This is a genomic window from Peribacillus sp. B-H-3, assembly GCF_048572925.1.
Taxonomy (GTDB): domain Bacteria; phylum Bacillota; class Bacilli; order Bacillales; family DSM-1321; genus Peribacillus.
Map to the genome: position 1 here is coordinate 1,880,071 of NZ_CP183879.1, position 21,654 is coordinate 1,901,724.

Sequence of the window (21,654 nt, forward strand, 5' to 3'; positions counted from 1 at the left end):
AAATAAATAACTACTGGCTGTCTTATACAGGAAATAGGGATTTTAAAATGAAAAGGCTTACCTTTTGAGGTTTTTATAGTACAGTAGTAAAATTAAAACTATAACAGATGTCTGTAAAAAGGTAACGAGGATGAAAAAGCAATAAAAATAATCATGGTGAATAAAAGATTCTAACTCATTGACGGATTAATATTGATTACTGTAAACTAAACATGGAATAAAGCATTGTATCAATTTTAGTAAAAAAAATATTGGTACAGTATTAATTTGCAGAAGGTAAAAAATCTTCGTGTTTACGGACAAAGGTATAGGGAAACATATAATGATCTGGATTTTGATACCTGAGCAGATCGATAATGCTTTATAGATAAATTTAACCCTTTTATTGAAAGGATGAGGTGGCACAGATGGCTTCCAAAACGAAACAGGCTAAATTTGATGTCAAAAAACAACTCGATGTTGTTGAAGAACAGTTTCAAACCTTACAGATACTGAACGAAGAAGGCGAAGTAGTCAATAAAGATGCTATGCCTGATTTAACAGATGAACAGCTTCAGGAATTAATGAAGCGTATGGTGTATACACGTATTCTTGATCAGCGTTCCATTTCCTTAAACAGACAGGGAAGGCTTGGATTTTATGCTCCGACTGCCGGACAAGAGGCTTCACAGCTAGCATCTCAGTATGCATTGGAGAAGGAAGACTTCATTCTTCCTGGATATCGTGATGTGCCGCAGCTCATTTGGCATGGCCTTCCGCTTGCCCAGGCGTTCCTTTTCTCACGCGGTCATTTCAAAGGAAACCAGATCCCAGAGGGAGTTAACGTGATATCTCCTCAAATTATCATCGGAGCACAGTTTGTACAAGCTGCCGGTGTAGCGCTTGGCTTGAAAAAACGCGGTGCAAAAGCAGTTGCGGTTACATATACAGGAGACGGCGGTACTTCACAGGGTGATTTTTATGAAGGCATGAACTTTGCGGGAGCTTTTAGTGCGCCAGCTATCTTTATCGTTCAAAATAACCGTTTTGCGATTTCAACTCCAGTGGAAAGACAATCTGCTTCAAAAACAATGGCCCAAAAAGCAGTTGCTGCAGGTATTCCGGGCATCCAGGTAGACGGAATGGATCCTCTTGCTGTTTATACGGCTGTTAAAGAGGCTCGTGAACGCGCTGTCAATGGCGAAGGCCCTACGCTTATCGAAACATTGACATACCGTTACGGCCCGCATACCATGGCAGGCGATGATCCGACTCGCTACCGTACCTCAGACCTTGACAATGAATGGGAACTTAAGGATCCGCTAGTGCGCTTCCGTAAATTCCTGGAAGGAAAAGGAATCTGGAACGAGCAGATGGAAAACGAGACAATTGATAAAGCAAAAGAAGATATCAAGGCAGCAATTAAGATTGCTGATGAAACTCCAAAACAAAAAGTGACAGATCTGATGAAAATCATGTACGAAGAAATGCCTGTTAACTTAAAAGAACAATATGAAATTTATAAAGAAAAGGAGTCGAAGTAAGCCATGGCTCAAATGACAATGATACAAGCGATTACTGATGCACTTCGCACAGAATTGCGCAATAATGAAAACGTTCTTGTGTTCGGGGAAGATGTCGGTGTCAACGGCGGAGTTTTCCGTGCAACAGAAGGTTTGCATAAAGAATTCGGCGAGGACCGTGTATTTGATACACCGCTTGCTGAATCCGGTATTGGCGGACTATCAATCGGTCTGGCGCTTCAAGGCTTCCGTCCGGTTCCTGAAATCCAGTTCTTTGGTTTTGTTTTTGAAGTAATGGATTCAGTTGCAGGACAAATGGCACGTATGCGCTACCGTTCAGGCGGCCGCTACAATATGCCGATTACTGTCCGTTCTCCATTTGGAGGAGGGGTCCATACTCCGGAAATGCACTCAGACAGCCTGGAAGGGCTGATGACTCAATCACCTGGATTGAAGGTAGTTGTTCCTTCAACACCTTATGATGCAAAAGGGCTTCTTATCTCTGCTATCCGTGATAATGACCCGGTCATTTATCTGGAACATTTAAAATTATACCGTGCCTTCCGTGAAGAGGTGCCAGAAGAAGAATACACCATTCCTCTTGGCAAAGCTGATGTAAAACGTGAAGGTAAAGATATTTCCATCATCACTTACGGAGCTATGGTTCATGAGTCTCTAAAAGCGGCAGAAGAGCTTGAAAAAGAAGGTTTTTCAGTTGAAGTTGTTGACCTTCGCACGATTGCTCCGCTTGATATTGAAACAATCATTGCTTCTGTGGAAAAAACAGGCCGTGCAATCGTTGTGCAGGAAGCCCAAAAACAAGCAGGTGTGGCAGCAAATGTTGTGGCAGAAATAAATGAGCGCGCTATCTTAAGCCTTGAAGCACCGGTTCTCCGGGTGGCTGCAGCAGATACGATTTATCCATTTTCACAGGCAGAGCCTGTTTGGCTTCCAAACTATAAAGATGTAATTGAAACAGCTAAAAAAGTTCTGAATTTCTAATAAACAAAGATGTCTGCTTACGGGTTTTTCCCTTAAGCAGTTCATTTTTCTTAAAGTCTGCGGCAAAAGCTATTAGACGACAGGTAATAGCTTTGTTCTGGCTGCGATAGTTGATTTAAAAAATAGGAGGGTGAATTCATTGTCATTCCAATTTAGACTCCCAGATATCGGTGAAGGTATTCACGAGGGTGAAATAGTAAAATGGTTCATAAAACCGGGAGATAAGATTCAAGAAGACGATGTGCTTTGTGAAGTTCAAAATGACAAAGCTGTTGTGGAAATACCATCTCCAGTTGATGGAACAGTTGAAGAAGTCCTTGTAGAAGAAGGCACGGTTGCCACAGTTGGCGACATTCTGGTAACTTTCGATGCACCAGGATACGAAAACCTTCAATTTAAAGGCCATCACGATGAAGAAGAAGGAAAATCAAGCACGGAAGCACAAGTTCAATCTACTGGTGAAGCTGGCCAGGAAGTGGATAAGAAAGAGGCTTCTAAGCAGGAAGAAACAGAAACCACTGGTGCAGGAGCGCAGCCGCAGGCGGATGCTGACCCTAACCGCCGTGTAATTGCCATGCCTTCCGTACGCAAATATGCAAGAGAACAAGGAATAGATATCCGCCAGGTTTCCGGAACCGGTGATAATGGACGGGTTATGAAGAGCGACATTGATGCTTTCGCAAATGGCGGAGCAGAACAAGCTCAGACAGAACTGCCTGTCCAGGAAACAGCTAAAGAGGAAAAAGCTCCTGCAAAAGCTGCAGCAGCAATCCCTGAAGGCCAATATCCTGAAACCAGGGAAAAAATGAGCGGAATCAGAAAAGCAATTGCTAAAGCTATGGTTCATTCTAAACAAACGGCTCCACATGTGACGCTTATGGATGAAGTGGACGTAGACAAACTTGTTGCGCATCGCAAGAAGTTCAAAGAAATTGCTGCTCAAAAGGGAATAAAATTAACATTCCTTCCTTATGTGGTCAAAGCTTTAACCAGTGCATTGCGTGAATTTCCTGCACTTAATACATCTATTGATGATGCTTCAAGCGAAATCGTCCATAAGCATTACTATAATATAGGAATTGCAGCAGACACTGAAAAAGGCCTTCTGGTTCCTGTAGTAAAAGATGCAGACCGCAAATCTACATTTGCTGTCTCAAATGAAATTAATGAACTGGCAGCTAAAGCCCGTGAAGGAAAATTGGCACCAGATGAAATGAAAGGCGCTTCTTGCACAATTACCAATATTGGTTCTGCAGGCGGACAATGGTTCACTCCTGTAATCAATCATCCAGAAGTAGCCATTCTTGGAATCGGCCGCATTGCGGAAAAACCGGTTGTCCGTGACGGTGAAATTGTTGCTGCTCCGGTATTGGCTTTATCTCTTAGCTTCGATCACCGGATTATCGATGGTGCTACAGCACAAAATGCTCTTAATCATATAAAAAGATTGCTTAACGACCCAGAACTTTTGTTAATGGAGGCGTAAAAAATGGTAGTAGGAGATTTTCCGATTGAAACAGATACTTTAGTCATTGGTGCAGGTCCCGGCGGATATGTTGCGGCAATCCGTGCAGCCCAGCTTGGACAAAAAGTAACAATTGTTGAAAAAGGTTCGATTGGCGGAGTTTGTTTGAATGTAGGCTGCATTCCTTCAAAAGCCTTAATTTCTGCAGGACATCGTTTTGAGCAAGCACAGCATTCAGATGAGATGGGGATAACAGCTGAAAATGTGAAACTTGATTTTTCCAAGGTACAAACCTGGAAAGCAAGCGTTGTTAATAAGCTTACCGGTGGAGTGGAAACTCTTCTGAAAGGCAATAAAGTAGATATCGTTCGTGGAGAAGCATATTTTGTGGATGAAAACAGTATTCGTGTAATCAATGACGATTCTGCACAAACATACACATTTAAAAATGCAATCATTGCTACTGGCTCTACTCCGATTGAACTCCCTGCTTTCAAATATTCAAAGCGCGTTCTGAACTCTACAGGTGCTCTTGCACTTGAAGAAGTTCCTACATCAATGGTTGTAATCGGCGGAGGATATATTGGAACAGAGCTCGGCGGAGCATATGCCAACCTTGGAACTAAAATTACTATTTTAGAGGGACTGGATGAAATCCTGGCTTCATTTGAAAAGCAAATGTCATCTCTCGTAAAACGCAACCTTAAGAAAAAGGGTGCAGAAATTGTTACAAAAGCAAGTGCCAAGAGTGTGGAAGAAACAGAAAATGGCGTAATTGTCACTTATGAAGTTAAAGGTGAAGAAAAGAAAGTGGAAGCTGACTATGTGCTGGTAACAGTCGGCCGACGCCCGAATACCGCAGAAATGGGACTAGAGCAGCTTGGGATCAAGGTTTCTGATCGCGGACTGATTGAAATAGATGAGCAGTGCCGTACAAACATCAAAAACATCTATGCAATCGGTGATATCGTTACAGGACCTCCTCTAGCGCATAAAGCTTCCTACGAAGGCAAGATTGCTGCAGAAGCAATTTCAGGACATGCTTCTGAAATTGATTACCTGGCAATTCCGGCTGTTGTATTTTCTGAACCGGAGCTTGCTTCTGTAGGCTATACTGAAAAAGAAGCTAAAGATGCAGGAATCGATGCTATTGGATCAAAATTCCCGTTTGCAGCTAATGGAAGAGCTCTTTCATTAAACAGTGCAGAAGGCTTTATGAAGCTTGTTACACGCAAAGAAGATGGACTGGTAATCGGCGCGCAAATCGCCGGAGCTGGAGCTTCTGATATGATTGCGGAGCTGGGATTGGCAATTGAAGCTGGCATGACTGCAGAAGACATCGCTATGACCATTCATGCGCATCCGACTTTGGGAGAAATTACAATGGAGGCAGCTGAGGTTGCACTTGGTATGCCAATCCATATCGTAAAATAAATAAACATAAAAAAATGCGTCTGCTGTTTGCAGGCGCATTTTTTTGTGTTTATACCGATATATATCCTTCATTGACAGACAGCAAATTATAGTATAGGCGGGTAATAGCAAGCAGCAGCTGAACCCCGATTAGTCTGCTTAATACGCTAATTCTTTACTCTATAGGGTTTTTTGGATAGCTTTCATTATAGCCTGTTTTGTGACATTTGTTCCGGATATCCGGTTGAGAACTTTACCGTTTTTGGAAAGAATGACTAATGCAGGAGCTTCTTTTATGTTGAGGGTTTTACAGTCTTTTTTATGATTTTCAAAATTCAATTTCTTAAGTTTTCCAGATTGTGCCGGATGTTTGCTGATAAATTCCAAAAGGGCATCATAATATGCATTTTCAGACATATAATTAGATTCATTAGAAAGTAATACAATCTTATCTTTATACTTAGGCAAGGAGTGTGCAGAAGGATTTTGGCCTGGAGTGCAAGAGGAAAGAATCAGGAAAGAACATGGAAGAAAAATCAGTAACAATAATTTATTTTTCATGATAAACCCCTTTCTAATACGATAGTTATTTTCAGATAAAGGGAGCTTCTCATCCCTGTAAGAGTTTTGTTTAAGGTAATCACAAAATGATAGTTTATCACCTGGAGAAATATGATAACTTAGCTGCTGATTTGGAATAAATTAATTTTAACATGAAAATCTGTCTAAAACGCCGTGTCATTTAAATGATACACAACTGCAAAAATAGAGGTACAAGCAGGAAAATGTAGAAAAACATGATATAGCTGAACAATTAGGCTAGGAAATTACCTGGTAGGGACTTATAAGATGCACTATAGCATTTAAAGCTTTGCATTTTTACTTTAGCGAGGGTGATACCTTGAAAAATTATGTAGTATTCCTCTTTCAGCTCATAGTATGGAGCGGTTATACAGTTGTAGAATGGCTATCTGTGGATGATAAACTGTTATTTAAAATACTGATGTTTCTTATTTTTTCCTATCTTGCGATTTATGTTGGCAATTCGATTCTTAAGTCTAATAAAAAAACAATCCTTATAACAGGAATCAGTTTGTTTTTCTACGGTGCTGTGCAGATTTTACTAAAAATTGTCATGCCCTACTCCTAATTTGGGCTTGCCATTTGCAAAATTAGCCTGTTCTGTGTAAGTATAGGTAATATGGAAATATATTATGAACCTTCTGCAGGAAGATGCAAAGGGGAAGGACAGGCAATTTTGGAACAGGGAGGCCAGACATTGAAGAAGTTAGCTTTAAGTATTGCAGCACTCTTTTTAATATTAAGTGGGTGCGGCCAGCAGGATGCCAAACAGCCGGACACAGAAAAGGGGACTGGCGGGCAAACAGCCCAATCTGTACAAAAAAATGAAAAAGACACAGACCGAAATGACATTAAGAAAAAAGAAAACAGCAAGGATACTATGGCGCAATTGGTGCAGACTGCTGAAAAACCAGTTCCTCAATACCGCCTGAATCCGGCTACATGGTCGCTTAAGCCGATTACAAAGGCCAATCCAAAAGCCATTTTGCTGACGTTTGATGATTCTCCCGACAAGTATGCATTGGATATAGCCAAAACTCTTCAGTCTCTTCATGTTAAAGCAATCTTTTTTGTGAACGGCCATTTCCTTGAAAGTGCAGAAGGCAGGAAAAAGCTGAAAGCCATTCATGATATGGGCTTTATGATCGGCAATCATACTTACCATCATACTGGGTTAAAAGATCTGCCAGAAGCGAAACAGAAAGATGAAATAGTTAAATTGAATAATCTTGTTAAATCCATTACGGGTGAACAGCCAAAATTTTTCCGGGCTCCATTTGGCCAGAATACAGACTATTCGAAGAAAATTGCTGCACAGCAAAAAATGATTTTAATGAACTGGTCATTTGGATACGACTGGGTGAAAGAATATCAAAGTAAGGCTGCCATAACCAAAATCATGCTCACAACACCGTATTTAACCAGCGGCGCCAATTTGCTTATGCATGACAGAAAATGGACTAGCGAAGCAATCAAGGACATTGTACAGGGCTATCAGGCAATGGGCTATGATATCATTGACCCTGCTCTGATCGAAACTCTTTAGGCGGATTGGACAATTTCATGCTGTCAATACGCAGAAGAAATCCAAAAGGTAAGAAAAGAACCGTTTCAATGCACAATTATTGAGACGGTTCTTTTTTTGTGTGGAAACTAATTGGTTAAAAACAAAATAGCGAATTAATTATTTGCGCGGATAAAAATACATAATTCTTTTATTGAAGAGGTGAAGTTCAGCATTTAATTTTTTAGCAATAAACCTGCAGTATTCATTGGCTTTGCCTTTATCTCCGTAAGTGGAAGCAGGTACTAGTTTAATTTGAATATAAGGTTGAAATCTTTCTGTTCCTGTTTTATCTTCTATTTTTTCAGTATTAATTCCTGCCAGCATCCCATTATAGCGGTCTTGATTTGAAACAAACCTGATCCATTTTTCTTGTGATTGATCGACCACTTCCATTTTATATGGAAATGCTGAGTTCTGATAATCCCAGTCTATTTGCTTTCCTGTTTTTTCCCTAAGGGATTTATAATAGCGGAAAAGGTCTTTCACTTCCTCTAAGGTGATACTTTGTCTGTTTGATTGCGGAACCAGTTTGATAAATGCACTTTCAGGCAAGATACATTCTCCTTTCTGTCTTCAAATTAAACTTTAATTCAGGGGCAAGTGAGAGGAAATGGGGTTTTGTTTTCTGCACTTTGGTGATCGAAGTCATGTGTCTAGATGGGAAATGGGCAGGATGTTCAACAGGGCAGACGATTTTAATGTATACGTTATCATTTTACACCTTTTTGCTAATGAGATATAGAAGAGTTTGTCATAAAACAGGCCTATTCATGATATGCAGAATAAATAAAAATAATCACTAAAAAAAATAAATGTGACATACAATTAAGCTTGATATTTTAAATGTGTTATATTATTATAGATAAATAGAAGGATAAAACGCTTTCATTTTTTAGACAACTTGAAGGGAGACTGTAAATATGGGAACAATCATTTGCCAAACCTGCAACAATACGATTGAGCATTATGAAGACGAAAAGGTCAGTGTTTTGTATTCACATTGCGGTACCTGCCAGTATGATATAGAAAAAGAGATGGAGTAAGTAAGCAAACCAAAGAAAGCCGCCCGGGTTGGGCGGCTTTCTTTAGTGCAGCATGGGTCGTGCTTTTAATGATAGGCCTTTACTTAAATATTGCGATGAGAGACACCCGCTAATCCTGCGAAAAGCGAGCATCCTGGAACTGAAATGAGCCACCTTGTTCCATATCAGCAAAGTTTACGAAAACAGCAATTTATATGATTGCTTTACGTTCTTTAATGACCCGGAGGTTTTTAAGTTCACTGTCTTCGGGACCTTGGACAGGCAAGCCCACTTCGATATTTTTCTTTATATAGGCAATATTTTCTTCGGTAATAATTTCGCCAGGAATGAAAATGGGTATTCCTGGCGGATACACCATGATGAATTCCGCGATAATTCTGCCTGCGGATTCTTCAATTGGAACTACCTCTGTTGAAGCATAAAATGCATCTCTTGGAGTAAGGGCAAGCAAAGGGATATCAGGAAGCATTACTTCCGAAATTTCCTGGTTCTCTCCTTGATATTGATTGAATTCCTCAGCCAAATCCCTAAGGGCACTGATTAAAATTTCGGCTTCGGTTTCTGTGTCGCCTGTTGTGACAAGGCAAAGGATATTGTATAAATCCGACAGTTCCACCTCGATATTATGTTTCTCGCGAAGCCATTTTTCTACATCATAACCTGATATGCCCAACTCTTTCACAGATATGATCAGCTTTGTCGGGTCATAGTCAAAGGTAGCCTTGCTTCCGAGTATTTCTCTGCCGATACAAGTCAGTTTCGGGATTGTATTTACTTCTAGGCGGATATGGTCTGCAAGTTTGATGGCTTTGTCAATTAACTCCCTGCCTTCTGTTGCAAGGCGTTTCCGGGCAACATCCAATGATGCCAGCAAGATGTAGGATGTAGAGGTTGTTGTAAGCATGCTTAAAATAGATTGTACATGATTGGGTGAAACCAGCCCCTCTTTTACATTCAAAACAGAACTTTGAGTCAGGGAGCCGCCTAGTTTATGAACACTGGTAGCTGCCATATCGGCTCCTGCCTGCATGGCAGACATCGGCAATCCTTCATGGAAATGGATATGAACGCCATGTGCCTCATCCACTAATACTGGCACACTGTAGGAATGGGCAATTTCAACAATCTTCTTTAAGTCAGCAGAAACCCCGAAATACGTCGGATTAATGACAAGGAGGCCTTTTGCGTCAGGATTTTGCTCAAGTGCCTTCTCTACCGATTCAGTTGTAATTCCATGTGAAATGCCAAGCTCTTTATCAATTTCAGGATGGATGAAGATTGGAACAGCGCCTGAAAATACAATAGCCGACATAACAGACTTATGAACATTCCGGGGAACGATGATTTTATCCCCAGGTCCGCAGACAGCCATGACCATTGTCATGATGGCACCGCTTGTTCCTTGAACGGAAAAGAACGTATGATCTGCTCCGAAAGCTTCTGCAGCAAGATCTTGTGCTTGTTTTATAATTCCTTTAGGCTGGTGCAGATCGTCTAAAGGTGCAATATTGATTAAGTCGATGGACAAGGCATTTTCTCCAATGAAATTGCGGAATTCTAAGTCAATTCCCTGTCCTTTTTTATGGCCTGGAATGTGAAATTGAATTGGATTTTTTTTTGCATGATTAATCAGGCCTGTAAATAAGGGTGTTTCATACTGTGACAATTCTTTATGACACCTCTTTATAAGAAATTTTCGCGTAAAACAAGAAGAATTATAGCATGGATAAAGAACTTTGCCTAGCGATTCTTTTTTTTGAGCAACGTCGGTTTTATATAACCGAATTATGAATATTTATGCGAGAGGTATTTTTCTCTAGAGTTTCTGGATTAAATTCTATAAACTGATTTTATATGATGAATTAAGTGGAATAAAGGATGAAGGGGGAGCGGAATGAACTGGAAAACTAGAGTGACGGAGATTCTTGGCATAAAATACCCGATCGTGCAGGGAGGTCTTGCACACCTGGCTTATTCTGAACTTGCCTCAGCAGTTTCAAATGCAGGAGGTTTAGGTCAGGTAACAGCTATGTCCCTTGATTCGCCAGAAGAGCTCAGGGAAGAAATCCGCAAAACAAAATCTAAGACTTCAAGCCCTTTTGGTGTGAATTTTGCCATTGGACAGCACGGCAGAAGCTATGAGCATTTCCTGGAAGCAGCGTTAAGTGAAGGAGTTCCTGCTATTTCAGTCACTGGGGGAAATCCTGCCCCTTTCCTGAGTCATTTGAAGGGCACTGGTGTCAAAACCCTCGTTCTTGTAGCATCAAGAAGACAGGCAGTTAAAGCTGAAGAATCTGGCGCCGATGCTGTCATGGCAGTCGGCCAGGAAGGCGGAGGCCATCTTGGAAGGGATGATATTGGTTTTGCTGTGCTTATTCCTAAGGTTGTTGATGCCGTTTCTATTCCTGTTATCGCATCAGGAGGTATTGGTGATGGAAGGGGACTAATGGCGGCACTTTCACTCGGAGCGGAGGGCATAGAAATGGGCACCAGGTTTATTGCGACTAAAGAGTGCGTCCATGCCCATGAGGCCTATAAAAATGCACTGGTTCATGGCAGCGAATATGACACAGTGGTTATTAAGAGGTCCCTAGGAGCTCCAGGCAGAGCTCTTTCAAATACCTGGACAGGTAAGATCCTCGGCATTGAGAAGGAGAATGGAGGATATGAGCGGCTGAAAAACTATATCAGCGGTGAAGCGAATCGCCGTTTCATTTATGAGGGCCAAATAGAAGATGGATATGCATGGGCTGGACAGGTGATGGGGCTTATCCGTGATATTCCATCTTCCGCAGAACTTATTGAAAGAATGATATTAGAATCGGAAGAAATAAGAAGGAAATGGGCAAGATAATAAAAAATAAGCTGATGTTTTAGGCTTGACAGGTAAATGGATTGCTTTAAATCCGCTACAAATGATTAAATATGAGGCAGACAGGGAAAGAAACTGATAAAATTTTAATGAACAAGCAGAAGCGTACAATTGGGTCGGCAGCTGAAATGGTCTTCCGCATTTTAAACAGCCTTTGCTTTTTGATTGGGTCTAGTGCGGAAGCAGAAATCAGCGGGCAGGTTTATCAAAGCTTAAAAATAAAGAATAGCAGGTGACAGCATGAATTACTCATATCCGATGGACAGCGGCTGGAGTACTGAGGAAATTATTGATGTAATTAAATTTTTTGAATTTGTGGAAAAAGCCTACGAAGGGAAAGTACAAAAAGAACAGTTTATGGGCTCCTACCGCAGATTTAAACAAATCGTACCAGGTAAGGCAGATGAAAAAAGAATTACAGATGAATTTCAGGAAAACAGCGGATATTCAGCGTATCTGGTCATAAAAAAAGCGAAAGAAATGACAACAGACGGCTACATATCCATTAAAGTGTAATATTTTTTTAAAAAAACTATTGACAAATCGGGGCGAATAGCTTTAATATTAAAAACAAGAAAACTAGATGCAAAGCGTTGAAGAAGAAGAGTACCTTACTTCATTCACTGAAGAGAGCCGGTGGCTGGTGCAAACCGGTGTGAATGGTTAAGCGAATGGGCTTCTGAGCTCCAAACTGAAACCGGCAGCGGAAGTAGGCTTTGGCGGACCGTCTCATCGTTACCCGAGACAGGCATTTAATCATGATGCTGTAAAGTGAGCTTTTTTAGCTAATTAAAGGTGGTACCACGGGTTCCTCGTCCTTTTGGATGAGGGCCCTTTTTGCGTTTTTTAAAACATGGATTTGTTGAAGCTCATTGGACGGACCCGGAATATGTATAATAGATAAATCGCAGAATAAGAGGAGTAATTTTGTCAGATGCACAACAGAGAGCCGGTTATGGTGAGACCCGGTGTGATATGGCAAAATGAATGGGCTTATGAGAGGTTCCTTGAAAGTGAAAGTAGAGGAACCCGGTTTCCGCCGTTAAAAGGATAGGGTATCGGAATTTTTCCTGTGCCTGAAAAGAGGGAAGGCTTTTAGCTTTCCAACCTGAGGTGGCACCGCGGTAATTAATCGTCCTCTGCAAACACTATTTTGTGTTTGCAGAGGACTTTTTTTGTTTCATTTTAGATTACCATTTCCATTGAGTAAGATCATTTGAATGTAGAAAAGGCGGGAGAAAATGAAAACTGATAATTCGACACAAAAAAATCCTTTTAAGATAGAAACTGTTGACGGAGATATCCATACACCTGTCTCGATTTTCCAAAAGCTGGAAGGTAATAATAAATTTCTGCTGGAAAGTTCTCAGGCGCATCACGATCATGGCAGGTATTCTTATATCGGCTGCAATCCATTTTGCGAGGCAGCATCGTTTGGAGGGGAACTGCGAATTTCTGATCATAAAAAACATCATCAGGATTTGAGAAGAGAAACAATGATTGACTTTCTAGAGAAACATATAGCTGATGAAATGGAATCGAAAGCTGTTCCGGAGCTCCCCTTTACGGGAGGGGCCGTTGGATATTTGGGATATGATTCCATCCGCCAATATGAAGATATTGGCGCTCAGCAGCCTTTGGATGACCTACAAATGCCAGATGCTCATTTCCTTTTATACAATGAAATGTATATTTTTGATCACATCCTTCAAGTCATCCATTTAGTAACACGGGATGAAAATAGCCTCAACAGGTTCAGGGAGATGAAAGAAGTGCTTAGTAGGCCTCTTCCTAAAATGGAAGATGAATCCTTGGAAGATCTGAACTTTGAATCTAACTATTCTAAAGAACAATTTACAAATATGGTCAAAATGGCCAAAAAGGCGATTGTGGCTGGAGAGGTATTTCAGGTTGTGCTTTCTCAGCGCTTTGAGGCAGCGTTTCACGGAAACCCGTTCAGGGCATACCGCCGCTTGAGGCTTTCTAATCCATCTCCATATATGTTTTATATCGAGTTCAAGGATTACACAATATTGGGATCCTCTCCTGAAAGCCTGATCAGTGTGAGAGGAAAGGAAGTGACTGCCAATCCCATAGCCGGAACAAGGCCAAGAGGGAAAACAGAGAAAGAGGATTTGGAGCTTGAGATTGAGCTGCTGAATGACGAAAAAGAACTCGCAGAGCACAGGATGCTGGTTGATCTTGCTAGAAATGATGTGGGAAAGGTCAGCAAGATAGGTTCTGTATCACTTGCATCTGAGATGACCATAGAAAGATTTCAGCATGTGATGCATATTGCTTCAAAGGTTAAGGGCCAATTAAAGGAAGGCACAAGCAGCCTTAAGGCATTGATAGCCTGTTTGCCGGCTGGAACGGTATCCGGAGCACCAAAGATTCGGGCCATGCAGCTTATCAATACTTTTGAAAACCGTAAAAGAGGCGTATACGCGGGTTCAATCGGCTATATCGGATTCGGCGGAAATTTGGATATGGCCCTTGCTATCAGGACGATGGTAGTGAAGGATAACAGAGCATTTATACAGGCGGGTGCAGGTATTGTATATGATTCAGACCCGGAAAAGGAATATGAGGAAACGAAAAATAAAGCAAAAGCTTTAATGGAGGTGTACCGTTCATGATTTTACTGATTGATAATTATGATTCTTTCACTTTTAACCTATTTCAATATTTAGGTGAATTTGAGCCTGATATTCTTGTAAGAAGAAATGATTGCATAACACTGAATGAAATTGAAGCGCTGAAACCGCAGGCCATCGTGATTTCTCCAGGGCCCGGCCGGCCTGAAAATGCCGGTATCTGCATTGAATTAATTCAGCACTTTCATAAAATAATCCCGATTTTGGGAATTTGCCTTGGCCATCAGGCGATTGGCGCGGCATTTGGCGCAAGAGTTGTAGAGGCAAAAAGAATCATTCATGGAAAAGCATCCTTCATTAAACATGATGGCACTGACTTGTTTAAACAGCAGGATACGGATGTTTCAGTAATGAGATATCACTCTTTGGTGATTGATGAAAAAAGTATGCCTGCAGACTTAACTGTGTCAGCCTATGCTGCTGATGATGGTGAAATCATGGCGATCAGGCATGTGGATTTTCCAGTATTCGGGCTTCAGTTTCATCCTGAATCCATAGGCACAAAAACGGGAAAAAGCATGCTTCATAAATTCATCATGCAAGCAAGGGAGGAGAATCATTTTGAAACAGTATCTTGAAAAGCTATCAAGCCAAAATCCGCTGAATGAGGAAGAAATGATGCTAGCTGCCCAATCGCTTTTTTCAGATGAAATCAGCGAAAGCGAAATTGCTGCTTTTTTAATCGCTTTGAAATCGAAGGGAGAAACTGCTGAAGAAATTGCAAGCCTTGTGAAGGTGCTCAGGCAGCATGCAGTCAAAATTAAAACCTCTCAAGAAAATATTATGGATAATTGCGGTACAGGAGGGGACGGGTCACAAAGCTTCAATATCAGCACAGCATCTGCTTTTGTACTCGCTGGTGCCGGAATTAAGATTGCCAAACACGGAAACCGCAGTGTTTCAAGTAAAACGGGAAGTGCAGATGTCCTGGAAGAGCTCGGAGTAAACCTGGAACTGGGAACTGGTCAAATAGAGGAGCTATTGGAGGAAGCAGGCATTACCTTTTTGTTTGCTCCCTCTATACAGCCGAAAACTAGGCGGATAATGAAAATAAGAAGAGAGCTTAAGGTTTCCACGGTCTTTAATATCATTGGCCCGCTAACGAATCCTGTCAATCTCGATTCACAGCTTCTGGGTGTTTACCGCAAGGATCTGCTTGGACTTATGGCATCTGTTCTAAATAAACTGGGAAGAAAAAGAGCGGTGGTGCTTACAGGAGCAGGCAATATGGATGAAGCCAGCCTGCAAGGCGAGAACAGCCTGGTTTTACTTGAAAATGGAAGAATGACCTCCTTTACCGTCCATCCTGAAGAGGTCGGACTTCCGGTATATTCCAATGAAGCTATCCGGGGAGGTGGCTCAAAGGAGAATAGTGAAATCCTTCTGAGCGTTCTGCACGGTGTAAAGGGGCCCTGTCTCGATACAGTCTTGCTGAACGCAGGGATAGGCATATATGCAAATGGGAGAGCAAATTCAATTACCGGGGGAATTCAGCAGGCGAGAGAAAGCATACGAAGCGGAGCGGCGCTTGAGAAGCTGCAAATGCTTATTGCCTACAGTCAGAAAAATAAGGCGGTCATATAAATGGAAAATATTTTATTGAAAATCATCGAGCAAAAAAAGATTGAAGTCGCATTATTGAAACAATCCGGCATCGTGTATCAGATAGATGAAAAGCCAGAAAACAAGTCTTTAATTAAAAGGCTGCAATCCTCTCAAACAGTTTCAATAATCGCAGAAATTAAAAGGGCATCTCCATCAAAGGGGGATATAAAAAGCGATGCAAATCCAGCTGAGCAGGCAAAAAAATATGAAAGGTACGGGGCATCTGCAATTTCAGTGCTTACAGATCCAACATTTTTTAAAGGGTCGATTGAAGACCTGAAAAATGTTAGAGCGGCTGTCCAAGTGCCTGTACTATGCAAGGATTTCATTATTGATGAAATTCAGATTGACAGGGCAAAGGCTGCGGGAGCAAATCTAATCCTTCTGATTGCCGCCGCCCTTCCTATAGAGAGATTAAAGGAATTATATCTATATGCAAAATCTAAAAATCTGGAAGTACTGACAGAAGTTCATGACGAGGAAGAACTGGAAAGGGCCATGCTCATTGATCCTGAGTTAATCGGAATCAACAATCGGAATCTAAAAACCTTTCAAGTGGATTTGGGGATAACCGAAAAACTCGCGAAGGAGCTAAGTTCTTCAGGCAAAATCATCATCTCCGAAAGCGGGATAAAGTCAGAAGATGATGTGAAAAGAGTCAAGGAAGCAGGAGCAAAAGGAATACTTGTAGGTGAAACGCTGATGAAATCGGGCGATTTAAAAAACATAATGAGCAGTTTCCAAGTCAGTTTTTGAAGGAGTGATAGTTATGAAAGTCAAGATTTGCGGCATTAGAACTTTTGAAGCTGCACAGGCAGCAGTCTTGGCAGGCGCGGATTATCTAGGTTTCATTTTTGCAGAAGGAAAGCGCCATATTTCCCCGTTGGATGCAGGAAGAATTATTTCGAAAATTGATAGCAGTGTTAAAAAAATCGGGGTTTTCATGAATCAGCCTTACGAAGAAATTGTAGAGACATACTATTTAGCTGGCCTTGATTATGTTCAGCTCCACGGAGAGGAAACCGCAGAATTTGCCGATTCTCTTCCCTTTCCGGTAATAAAGGCAATATCTCTGAACTCTGAGTATAATTTCAGCGGTGTCAGTGGTTACCCGGCAAGCTATTTTTTGCTGGACCGCCCCAAATCAGCAGCTAAGGAGACTCTGGACTGGAAGAGATTAACCATGAGTGATTTTCCTTTAAGCGAACTCTTCCTTGCAGGGGGGCTGACACCGGAAAATGTTGAAGAAGCCATTATAACAGTAAGGCCTTATGCCGTGGATGTATCAAGCGGTGTAGAGACAGATGGGGTTAAGGATATCGGGAAAATTAGAGCATTTATTAGAAACGCAAAAAGAGGAAGCGGAGAGGAGATCATCAAATGAAAACATATATACAGCCTGACAACAATGGACATTATGGAGCATTCGGGGGACGTTTTGTGCCTGAAACACTAATGGCAGCAGTTAAGGAACTAGAAGAGGTTTATGAAGAAGCGAAAAGGGACGTGGAATTTCAAAGAGAATTGAATTATTACCTTAAGCAATATATCGGCAGGGAAAATCCGCTTTATTTTGCAAAAAACCTGACTGAACTGGCAGGAGGGGCAAAAATATATTTGAAGCGTGAAGATTTAAATCATACAGGTGCACACAAAATCAATAATACAATCGGACAGGCGCTTCTTGCCCTTAAAATGGGCAAGAAGAAGATGGTTGCCGAGACTGGCGCCGGGCAGCATGGGGTGGCAACAGCGACTGTTTGTGCCTTGCTTGATCTTGAATGCATCATTTTTATGGGGAGAGAGGATGTTAAAAGGCAAAAACTGAATGTATTCCGGATGGAGCTCCTTGGAGCAAAAGTTATTCCTGTTGATGGAGGAAGCGCCACGCTGAAAGATGCAGTCAACGAGGCATTAAGATATTGGGTAGCGAATGTTGAAGACACCCATTACATAATGGGTTCTGTGCTTGGTCCTCATCCTTTCCCAGTTATAGTAAGGGATTTTCAAAGTGTAATCGGCAATGAAACTAAGACACAATATCTTAGCCAGGAAGGAAGGCTTCCGGATGCAATTGTCGCCTGCATCGGAGGGGGAAGCAATTCAATGGGGATGTTTTACCCTTTTATAGAGGATGCCGATGTGAAGCTGATAGGAGTAGAAGCTGCCGGGAACGGACTGGATTCTGGCCTTCATGCTGCATCACTGACTAAAGGAACAAAGGGTGTGCTTCATGGTTCATTGATGTATGTTTTGCAAAATGAAGATGGACAAATTCAGGAAGCACACTCCATATCAGCAGGCTTGGATTATCCAGGTGTAGGACCGGAGCATTGTTATTTAAAAGATATAGACAGGGTTTCATATACATCTGTTACAGACGAGGAAGCACTTGAAGCTTTCATGATCCTGTCTAAAAAAGAAGGCATCATTCCAGCATTGGAAAGTGCCCATGCCATCTCTCATGCCCTTCAGCTTGCGTCCTCCATGAAGAAGGAGGAAGGTATAGTGGTCTGTTTATCAGGAAGAGGAGACAAAGATGTTGAACAAATCCATGCTGCTTTAGGGGGAAAAGAAAATGAATAATAATCGTGTTGCAAAATCAATGATGGCCGTGCAGCAAAAAGGAGATAAAGCATTTATCCCTTATATTATGGCAGGGGACGGGGGTTTGGAGAAGCTGAAATCCCATTTGCGGTTTTTTGAAGCAGAAGGTGCTGACGCAGTCGAATTAGGCATACCTTTTTCAGATCCTGTAGCAGATGGGCCAGTTATCCAGCGGGCTGGTATCCGAGCTTTACAGGAGGGAACCACATTAAAAAAAATTCTGGACAAATTGAAAGAAATCAAGGGAGAAATCCGAATACCGGTTATTCTGATGGCTTATATGAATTCCATTCTTGTTTACGGTGCAAAACGTTTTGTAAATGACTGCAAATCAGCTGGAGTGGATGGCTGCATAGTTCCTGATTTGCCGATTGAAGAAGAAGAGATTATTTCGGGCCCTTTAAAGGAAGCGGGCATAGTGCTGATTAGACTTGTTACGCTTACGAGCACGGAACAACGAATTAAGAAAATAGCAGAAAGGGCTGAGGGTTTCCTTTATGCGGTTACCGTAAAGGGAACAACAGGAGTGCGGAATGACTTCGGATTGGATGCAGGACCTTATCTCGAAAAAGTGAAAAAAGCAAGCGGGGTGCCTGTTCTGGCGGGATTTGGCATTTCCAGTGCTGAACAAGTAAAGGAGCTGTCAAAATATTGTGATGGTGTAATCGTTGGCAGCAAGATAATTGATTGTCTGGAAAGGGGCGAATATGAAGAAATCAGCCGCCTCATTTCTGCGGCAAAAATGGCTGGGGCAAGGCAGTGAGCAGCTCATAAGGGGGGGCTTTAAGCCGGCCCCTTTTTAGCTGCTTTTATAGATATAGGGTGTTAGTTTGTTGTTTAATATAATTTATATAAGGGTATTAAAACTTCAAATGACTCTTGAATGCGTTTAATAAATGACTGATCTGAAAGTGAAACGGCATCTTCGCGTGAAATCTGGATGCCGCACAGTATTTCAGCCTTTTTAACAGTCTGCAGCCTTTGAAACATGGATTTCATATCATCAAGGGAGAGACTGGAATGAGGGATCACATCCGGTTTTGTGTGATCAATGGACCATACAAAGTGTCCGGGAATGGAGTCTTTGATCGTTTCGGCATTATTCTCAAGTGTCAATCCGTATTGTGCTTTATCAGGAGCTTCGTAAATGACGGAAAACCATACAAACATATGGGTTCCCCACAATCCAATCTGAAAGTGAGGCATCATTTTGTAGCCCCGGCTGTTTCGTGAAATAGCAACCCATGTGTCGTTTGGGGGGTTAATGGTTCTCCTCATATGCTTCGCAACATGGGGAAACATTTCATCTCCGGTCAGTTCAGTCAGCTCTTTCGAAAAATAGTCGCCCAATTGGCGAAGCTTTGGCTGTATCCGATTCTTTAGTGCTTCCATTCTTGGATCCAGTCCATCTATTTTAAATACATTATAATCGGCTGCAGTAAATCCAGATATATTCATTATTATCCTCCTGCTTATTTCATCTGTTGCATATTGTAGCATAGAGAGGAAGAAAAGAGAAAGTATACAATCCTTTGCGGAACTTAATTTCCATGAAGGTAAAGAGCACAATTTTGTTGCGATTCTGCTGAAGAAATCATACTATAAAATAAAAATATATCAGAAAATTTAGTCAATTATTGAAGGGAGTACGACAATCATGAAACAAGTAATGAATCAGTCCTTAAAATCCAAGGAAGTTGAAAAACATAGAACAGCTGTTTTAAGAATGGAAATGGATTATGAATTAGCCACACTTTTTGAAGCAATTGGCGAAGAAAATGAACAAAAGAAAAGCCAATGCAAACAAAAACTTGAAAGAATCCGTCTTGAACTGTTAAGGCTTAAAGCTCTTTAAACACGAACCTCGATGCCCGCCAAATGAAGGAGAAAATTATCTTAAGATGAAAAGATATATTGATGAAAAATTTCATTAGATGGCGGACACTCTGATTACATTCTGGATGTGTCCGTCTTTTATATTCTTTATTAAGGTGTTTTTTCAAGATGCTGGGAAGAAAAACTTGAAGACCAATGGCCTTTCCTATAATCTTTAGGTAGCATTTGATGCAGAGGCGCTCGATTAATCCCAGAAATAACACGGGATAAAAGCTGAATAATTCTAAAAGATAAACGTACATGGCTTGTTAATCAAATCAGGCGGAGGCTTAAATAATGGCAAACTTAAAAGAAATTGATACATATGCAAAAACCTGGATAAAAGAAGCTGGAGAACGTATAAAATCTTCTTTTGAACACAAATTGAACATTTCTACCAAATCGAATCCCAATGACTTAGTGACGAATATGGATAAAGAAACCGAACAATTTTTTCTTGAAAAAATCACAGAAACATTTCCCGGCCACCAAATACTCGGCGAAGAGGGAATGTGCAGTGATGTGAGCGATCTTACAGGTTTTGTCTGGGTAATCGATCCGATTGACGGCACAATGAACTTTGTACATCAGCAAAGGAACTTTGCGATTTCCATTGGAATACTTGAAAATGGAAAGGGTAAAATAGGGCTTGTATATGATGTTGTCCATGATGAACTTTATCATACAATCAGAGGAGAAGGAGCATTCATGAATGACGTGAAGCTTCCTCCGCTAAAAGCTGTTCCGGTAAATGAGGCCATTTTATCCTTAAACGCTACCTGGGTGACTGAAAATAAGAAGATTGATCCAGCAATTTTGGCACCGCTTGTAAGGGATGTCAGGGGGACCCGTTCATACGGATCAGCTGCACTGGAAATGGCATTTGTAGCTGCTGGGAGACTTGATGCCTACATGTCGATGAGGCTTGCACCTTGGGACTTTGCCGGAGGAGCCATCTTAATAGAAGAGGTTGGCGGAGAAGTAACCACCATGACTGGGGAAAAGCTTGATTACTTAAAAGGAAACTCGCTTTTTGTTTCAAAACCCGGCCTGCATCAGCTTATATCTGAAAAATATCTTTCAAACCTGTAAATCAAAGGACCATAAAGAATACCTAGGGCTGCCGCTGATTACGGCAGCCTTTGGCAATGTTGAAATTAGTTGCATTTAACCGGAAAACGAAAAGCGTTTACATATATTTTTTAAAAAAGGAGCCAGTCAAGCGGTTAGGTCTCAATGGCAGCTGCTTATAATTTGCCTTTTTTCCGCATTTTCTTTTTTAATGTAAAGCCATAGCCCATAATAATAAATAGGGCGAAAATACTGATGATTACCCCTGCAATGCTTTGTTCGGCGATAGAAATGCCTATCCAGCTGATACTTGCGACAGCCAGAAGAGCTAACAAAAGGAAATTCCATTTTATATTCATTTTCTCACCTCATTAGTGTGGTTAATTGGATATT

At 41.3% G+C, this 21,654-nt stretch carries 23 protein-coding genes and 2 other annotated features; of the genes, 18 read left to right on the forward strand and 5 right to left on the reverse strand.

From position 1 onward, the window contains the following. The first annotated feature begins 407 nt into the window (after positions 1-407). The 4 genes from pdhA to lpdA all read left to right on the forward strand — a co-directional run bounded on the left by pdhA (position 408) and on the right by lpdA (position 5,403). Positions 408-1,523: a pyruvate dehydrogenase (acetyl-transferring) E1 component subunit alpha gene (pdhA, locus tag ACN6MY_RS09305; RefSeq protein ID WP_419883694.1), complete on the forward strand. Its 1,116-nt coding sequence runs from the start codon at positions 408-410 to the stop codon at positions 1,521-1,523. Between the two features lie 3 nt (positions 1,524-1,526). Next, on the forward strand, positions 1,527-2,504 hold the full coding sequence (locus ACN6MY_RS09310; protein WP_419883695.1) for an alpha-ketoacid dehydrogenase subunit beta: 978 nt from the start codon (positions 1,527-1,529) through the stop codon (positions 2,502-2,504). Positions 2,505-2,643: 139 nt separating this feature from the next. Then, positions 2,644-3,990 (forward strand): dihydrolipoamide acetyltransferase family protein, encoded by a 1,347-nt coding sequence (locus ACN6MY_RS09315; protein ID WP_419883696.1) that lies wholly within the window; start codon positions 2,644-2,646, stop codon positions 3,988-3,990. A 3-nt stretch (positions 3,991-3,993) separates the two neighbouring features. Further along, positions 3,994-5,403: a dihydrolipoyl dehydrogenase gene (gene lpdA / locus ACN6MY_RS09320; RefSeq protein ID WP_419883697.1), complete on the forward strand. Its 1,410-nt coding sequence runs from the start codon at positions 3,994-3,996 to the stop codon at positions 5,401-5,403. A 159-nt stretch (positions 5,404-5,562) separates the two neighbouring features. Here the strand turns inward: lpdA and ACN6MY_RS09325 are convergent, their stop codons facing one another. Further along, entirely contained in the window at positions 5,563-5,943 is a 381-nt protein-coding gene (locus ACN6MY_RS09325; RefSeq protein ID WP_419883698.1) for a hypothetical protein, read from the reverse strand. Positions 5,944-6,283: 340 nt separating this feature from the next. Here ACN6MY_RS09325 and ACN6MY_RS09330 point away from each other — a divergent pair, with 340 nt between their 5' ends. After that, positions 6,284-6,532: a hypothetical protein gene (locus tag ACN6MY_RS09330; protein WP_419883699.1), complete on the forward strand. Its 249-nt coding sequence runs from the start codon at positions 6,284-6,286 to the stop codon at positions 6,530-6,532. A gap of 129 nt (positions 6,533-6,661) precedes the next feature. Then, positions 6,662-7,510 (forward strand): polysaccharide deacetylase family protein, encoded by an 849-nt coding sequence (locus ACN6MY_RS09335; protein ID WP_419883700.1) that lies wholly within the window; start codon positions 6,662-6,664, stop codon positions 7,508-7,510. 138 nt (positions 7,511-7,648) lie between these two features. Here ACN6MY_RS09335 and ACN6MY_RS09340 read toward each other — a convergent pair whose 3' ends face one another. Further along, positions 7,649-8,083 carry a DUF1885 family protein gene (locus tag ACN6MY_RS09340; RefSeq protein ID WP_419883701.1) on the reverse strand — a complete coding sequence of 145 codons (435 nt, stop codon included), beginning with the start codon at positions 8,081-8,083 and terminating at the stop codon, positions 7,649-7,651. Between the two features lie 368 nt (positions 8,084-8,451). Here ACN6MY_RS09340 and ACN6MY_RS09345 point away from each other — a divergent pair, with 368 nt between their 5' ends. Continuing rightward, complete coding sequence (locus ACN6MY_RS09345; protein ID WP_083392247.1) at positions 8,452-8,574, forward strand: GapA-binding peptide SR1P; 123 nt, start codon at positions 8,452-8,454, stop codon at positions 8,572-8,574. Between the two features lie 190 nt (positions 8,575-8,764). Here the strand turns inward: ACN6MY_RS09345 and ACN6MY_RS09350 are convergent, their stop codons facing one another. Continuing rightward, positions 8,765-10,240 (reverse strand): aminotransferase class I/II-fold pyridoxal phosphate-dependent enzyme, encoded by a 1,476-nt coding sequence (locus tag ACN6MY_RS09350; RefSeq protein WP_419883702.1) that lies wholly within the window; start codon positions 10,238-10,240, stop codon positions 8,765-8,767. A gap of 228 nt (positions 10,241-10,468) precedes the next feature. Here ACN6MY_RS09350 and ACN6MY_RS09355 point away from each other — a divergent pair, with 228 nt between their 5' ends. The 9 genes from ACN6MY_RS09355 (at position 10,469) to trpA (ending at position 19,078) form a co-directional block, all read left to right on the forward strand. Continuing rightward, positions 10,469-11,428 (forward strand): NAD(P)H-dependent flavin oxidoreductase, encoded by a 960-nt coding sequence (locus ACN6MY_RS09355; protein ID WP_419883703.1) that lies wholly within the window; start codon positions 10,469-10,471, stop codon positions 11,426-11,428. Positions 11,429-11,686: 258 nt separating this feature from the next. Beyond that, positions 11,687-11,962, forward strand: coding sequence for a UPF0223 family protein (locus tag ACN6MY_RS09360; protein WP_419883704.1), 276 nt, complete (start codon positions 11,687-11,689; stop codon positions 11,960-11,962). Between the two features lie 68 nt (positions 11,963-12,030). Beyond that, positions 12,031-12,269 (forward strand) — a binding site (T-box leader). 76 nt (positions 12,270-12,345) lie between these two features. Further along, positions 12,346-12,589: a binding site (T-box leader), on the forward strand. 98 nt (positions 12,590-12,687) lie between these two features. Continuing rightward, complete coding sequence (gene trpE, locus ACN6MY_RS09365) at positions 12,688-14,085, forward strand: anthranilate synthase component I (RefSeq protein WP_419883705.1); 1,398 nt, start codon at positions 12,688-12,690, stop codon at positions 14,083-14,085. After that, a complete protein-coding gene (locus ACN6MY_RS09370) occupies positions 14,082-14,681 on the forward strand; it encodes an anthranilate synthase component II (protein ID WP_419883706.1) in 600 nt (199 codons plus the stop codon). The genes trpE and ACN6MY_RS09370 overlap by 4 nt, the downstream gene beginning before the upstream one ends. Next, positions 14,665-15,687 carry an anthranilate phosphoribosyltransferase gene (trpD, locus tag ACN6MY_RS09375; protein WP_419883707.1) on the forward strand — a complete coding sequence of 341 codons (1,023 nt, stop codon included), beginning with the start codon at positions 14,665-14,667 and terminating at the stop codon, positions 15,685-15,687. Before ACN6MY_RS09370 ends, trpD begins: the two co-directional genes overlap by 17 nt. Beyond that, positions 15,688-16,464: an indole-3-glycerol phosphate synthase TrpC gene (gene trpC / locus ACN6MY_RS09380; protein WP_419883708.1), complete on the forward strand. Its 777-nt coding sequence runs from the start codon at positions 15,688-15,690 to the stop codon at positions 16,462-16,464. It begins immediately after the preceding gene. 13 nt (positions 16,465-16,477) lie between these two features. Beyond that, positions 16,478-17,092, forward strand: coding sequence for a phosphoribosylanthranilate isomerase (locus ACN6MY_RS09385; RefSeq protein WP_419883709.1), 615 nt, complete (start codon positions 16,478-16,480; stop codon positions 17,090-17,092). Then, positions 17,089-18,294 carry a tryptophan synthase subunit beta gene (trpB, locus tag ACN6MY_RS09390; RefSeq protein WP_419883710.1) on the forward strand — a complete coding sequence of 402 codons (1,206 nt, stop codon included), beginning with the start codon at positions 17,089-17,091 and terminating at the stop codon, positions 18,292-18,294. The genes ACN6MY_RS09385 and trpB overlap by 4 nt, the downstream gene beginning before the upstream one ends. Further along, positions 18,287-19,078, forward strand: a complete 792-nt coding sequence (trpA, locus tag ACN6MY_RS09395; RefSeq protein WP_419883711.1) for a tryptophan synthase subunit alpha — start codon at positions 18,287-18,289, stop codon at positions 19,076-19,078. The genes trpB and trpA overlap by 8 nt, the downstream gene beginning before the upstream one ends. Positions 19,079-19,152: 74 nt before the next feature. On the opposite strand, the gene ACN6MY_RS09400 is transcribed toward trpA, so the two are convergent. Next, positions 19,153-19,773: a YktB family protein gene (locus ACN6MY_RS09400; protein ID WP_419883712.1), complete on the reverse strand. Its 621-nt coding sequence runs from the start codon at positions 19,771-19,773 to the stop codon at positions 19,153-19,155. Positions 19,774-19,972: 199 nt separating this feature from the next. On the opposite strand from ACN6MY_RS09400, the gene ACN6MY_RS09405 reads away from it, so the two are divergent. Both ACN6MY_RS09405 and ACN6MY_RS09410 read left to right on the forward strand, forming a co-directional pair. Continuing rightward, the gene (locus ACN6MY_RS09405) at positions 19,973-20,170 is read left to right on the forward strand and encodes a hypothetical protein (protein ID WP_419883713.1); all 198 of its coding nucleotides are present in this window, start codon (positions 19,973-19,975) and stop codon (positions 20,168-20,170) included. Positions 20,171-20,487: 317 nt separating this feature from the next. Beyond that, positions 20,488-21,282, forward strand: a complete 795-nt coding sequence (locus ACN6MY_RS09410; protein ID WP_419883714.1) for an inositol monophosphatase family protein — start codon at positions 20,488-20,490, stop codon at positions 21,280-21,282. A 155-nt stretch (positions 21,283-21,437) separates the two neighbouring features. On the opposite strand, the gene ACN6MY_RS09415 is transcribed toward ACN6MY_RS09410, so the two are convergent. Beyond that, the gene (locus tag ACN6MY_RS09415; protein WP_419883715.1) at positions 21,438-21,620 is read right to left on the reverse strand and encodes a DUF5325 family protein; all 183 of its coding nucleotides are present in this window, start codon (positions 21,618-21,620) and stop codon (positions 21,438-21,440) included. Positions 21,621-21,654 lie beyond the last annotated feature (34 nt).

Coding starts and splice junctions, on each gene's coding strand:
- ACN6MY_RS09400 (WP_419883712.1), bottom strand. CDS start 19,773: ATGAATATATCTGGATTTACTGCAGCCGATTATAATGTATTTAAAATA.
- ACN6MY_RS09405 (WP_419883713.1), top strand. CDS start 19,973: ATGAAACAAGTAATGAATCAGTCCTTAAAATCCAAGGAAGTTGAAAAA.
- ACN6MY_RS09355 (WP_419883703.1), top strand. CDS start 10,469: ATGAACTGGAAAACTAGAGTGACGGAGATTCTTGGCATAAAATACCCG.
- ACN6MY_RS09310 (WP_419883695.1), top strand. CDS start 1,527: ATGGCTCAAATGACAATGATACAAGCGATTACTGATGCACTTCGCACA.
- lpdA (WP_419883697.1), top strand. CDS start 3,994: ATGGTAGTAGGAGATTTTCCGATTGAAACAGATACTTTAGTCATTGGT.
- ACN6MY_RS09360 (WP_419883704.1), top strand. CDS start 11,687: ATGAATTACTCATATCCGATGGACAGCGGCTGGAGTACTGAGGAAATT.
- ACN6MY_RS09370 (WP_419883706.1), top strand. CDS start 14,082: ATGATTTTACTGATTGATAATTATGATTCTTTCACTTTTAACCTATTT.
- ACN6MY_RS09410 (WP_419883714.1), top strand. CDS start 20,488: ATGGCAAACTTAAAAGAAATTGATACATATGCAAAAACCTGGATAAAA.
- ACN6MY_RS09385 (WP_419883709.1), top strand. CDS start 16,478: ATGAAAGTCAAGATTTGCGGCATTAGAACTTTTGAAGCTGCACAGGCA.
- ACN6MY_RS09345 (WP_083392247.1), top strand. CDS start 8,452: ATGGGAACAATCATTTGCCAAACCTGCAACAATACGATTGAGCATTAT.
- pdhA (WP_419883694.1), top strand. CDS start 408: ATGGCTTCCAAAACGAAACAGGCTAAATTTGATGTCAAAAAACAACTC.
- trpA (WP_419883711.1), top strand. CDS start 18,287: ATGAATAATAATCGTGTTGCAAAATCAATGATGGCCGTGCAGCAAAAA.
- trpC (WP_419883708.1), top strand. CDS start 15,688: ATGGAAAATATTTTATTGAAAATCATCGAGCAAAAAAAGATTGAAGTC.
- ACN6MY_RS09415 (WP_419883715.1), bottom strand. CDS start 21,620: ATGAATATAAAATGGAATTTCCTTTTGTTAGCTCTTCTGGCTGTCGCA.
- trpE (WP_419883705.1), top strand. CDS start 12,688: ATGAAAACTGATAATTCGACACAAAAAAATCCTTTTAAGATAGAAACT.
- trpB (WP_419883710.1), top strand. CDS start 17,089: ATGAAAACATATATACAGCCTGACAACAATGGACATTATGGAGCATTC.
- ACN6MY_RS09325 (WP_419883698.1), bottom strand. CDS start 5,943: ATGAAAAATAAATTATTGTTACTGATTTTTCTTCCATGTTCTTTCCTG.